Source organism: Actinosynnema sp., assembly GCF_052038725.1.
Genome location: NZ_JBQGCX010000357.1, coordinates 1 through 2,314, shown reverse-complemented (window position 1 = coordinate 2,314; position 2,314 = coordinate 1). Strand labels below are relative to the sequence as shown.

The following is a 2,314-nucleotide window of genomic DNA, read 5'->3' as shown; positions in this document are numbered from 1 at the left end:
GGTGGGATCTCCTGGCGGGCACAATCTACGTCAGCCGCGCACGCCGTCGCAATACCTTTCGCGGCGGCGGGTGCGCGTGGCAATCTCGGGCTGGGTCGACCAAGTCGACCAGTTGCGCGCAGTTCTGGTGGACAAGGCCGTTCACCCGTTCGGTCGATTATTGAAGATAATTTCCCCCATAAATGAACCTTGGGTTCACCGGGCACGCCGCCGCCCGCGTGGGCGCCCTCGCGGCCGGACCGGCCGCAGGGCGCGGACGCGGCCGTTCGGGCGTGGTCCGCCGAGAGCCGCGACACGGAGGCCAACCACATGACCGGGACCGAGTCCGCGCCGCCCAGCACCACCGCCGCACCCCGCGCGAGCAGCGCGAACGCCCTGGAGATCGCCGTCGTCGGCGTCGGCCCGCGCGGCCTGTCCGTGCTGGAGCGGCTGTGCGCCAACGCGGGCGCCGACTTCGCCCACCTGCGCCTCCGGGTCCGCCTGGTCGACCCGCACCTGGGCAGGGGCGGCCGGGTGTGGCGCACCGACCAGTCGCCGCAGCTGCTGATGAACACCATCGCCTCGCAGGTCACCCTGTTCACGGACGAGACCGTCGACTGCGCGGGACCGGTGGCGCCCGGACCGGATCTGCACGAATGGGCAGGGTTCTGCGCCCTCGCGGGCGAGTTCGACGACCTGCCGGAGGCGGTCCGCGCCGAGGCCCGCGCGCTCGGGCCCGACGACTACCCCACCAGGGCCTTCTACGGGCACTACCTCGACTGGGTGCTGCGGCGCCTGCTGCGCACCGCGCCGCCCAACGTCACCATCGAGCTGCACCGGCGGCTCGCCGTCGACCTGGAGGAGGACCCGGACGGCGTCCAGCACCTGACCCTCGCAGGCGGCGAGCGGATCACCGGGCTGGACGCGGTCGTGCTCACCACCGGCCACGCCGACCTGCGCCCGACCGGCGAGGAGCGCGCGCACGCCGAGTTCGCCCGCGCCAACGGCCTGCGCTACCTGCCGCCGGACAACCCGGCCGAGACCGACCACGGGGCCATCGAACCCGGCGAGAAGGTGCTGGTCCGGGGGCTGGGCCTGAACTTCTTCGACCACGTGGCGCTGCTCACCGCCGGACGCGGCGGCCGGTTCACCCGCCGCGCCGACGGCGCCCTCGCCTACCTCCCGTCCGGCCGCGTGCCGATCCTGGTCGCGGGGGCCCGCAGGGGCGTGCCGCACCACGCGCGCGGCGAGAACCAGACGGGCCCGCGCGGCAGGCACGTGCCGCTGTTCCTCACCGAGGAGCGCATCGCCGCGCTGACCGGGGCCGGTCGCCCGCTGCGGTTCCTGGACGACGTGTGGCCGTGGATCGACGGCGAGGTCAGGGCGGTCTACTACGCGGCGCTGCTGGCCGAGCGCGACGGACCCGGCGCGGCGGCGGGCTTCCTCGCCGAGTACCGGCCGCTCGTGGAGGCCGTGGGAGCGCTCTCACAGCTGGCCGCGGAGTCGCGGGACCCGGTGACCGCGCGACCCGGCCCGCACGCCGCCCCGGTGGCGCTGGCCGAGGCCGAGGGCGAGCTGCTCGACGCCTGGTCCGTGCCCCGCGCCGACCGCTGGGACTGGGCCGCGCTCGCCGCCCCGCACCGGGGCCGCGACTTCGCCCACCCCGAGCAGTTCCGCGCCTGGCTGCTCGACCACCTGCGCGCCGACGTGCGCGAGGCCCGCCTCGGCAACGTGCGCGGCCCCCTCAAGGCGGCCCTGGACGTGCTGCGCGACCTGCGCAACGAGGTCCGCCTGGTGGTCGACCACGGCAGCCTCAGCGGCGACTCGCACGAGGCCGAGCTCCAGCGCTGGTACACGCCCCTCAACGCCTACCTGTCCATCGGCCCGCCGGTCGGCCGGATCGAGGAGATGATCGCCCTGCTGGAGGCCGGGGTGCTGGAGGTGGTCGGCCCCGGCGTCACCGTCGAGCGCGACGAGCGGCGCGGCGAGTGGGTCATGGGCAGCCCGGCCGTCCCCGGCTCCCGGCACCGCGCCCGCGTCCTGCTGGAGGCGCGCCTCCCGGAGAGCGACGTGCGCCGCACCCTCGACCCGCTCGTGGAGTCCTTGCTGCGCAAGGGCTGCGGTGTCCCGTACCGCATCCCGGTCGACGGCGGCGGGCACCTGGAGACCGGCGGGCTGGCCGTCACCCGCCGTCCCTACCGGCTCGTCGAGCGCTCCGGCGCGGTCCACCCGAGGCGGTTCGCCTTCGGCATCCCCACCGAGTCCGTGCACTGGGCGACCGCGGCGGGTGTGCGCCCCGGCGTGAACTCCGTCATCCTCGGCGACGCCGACGCGG

General features: G+C 75.4%; 1 protein-coding gene. It reads left to right on the top strand.

Going from position 1 to position 2,314, the window contains the following annotated elements; all coding sequences use genetic code 11:
- Positions 1-309 precede the first annotated feature (309 nt).
- The coding region (locus tag ACTUAL_RS07155) for an FAD/NAD(P)-binding protein (RefSeq protein WP_440899692.1) at positions 310-2,314 on the top strand (2,005 nt) is incomplete at its 3' end.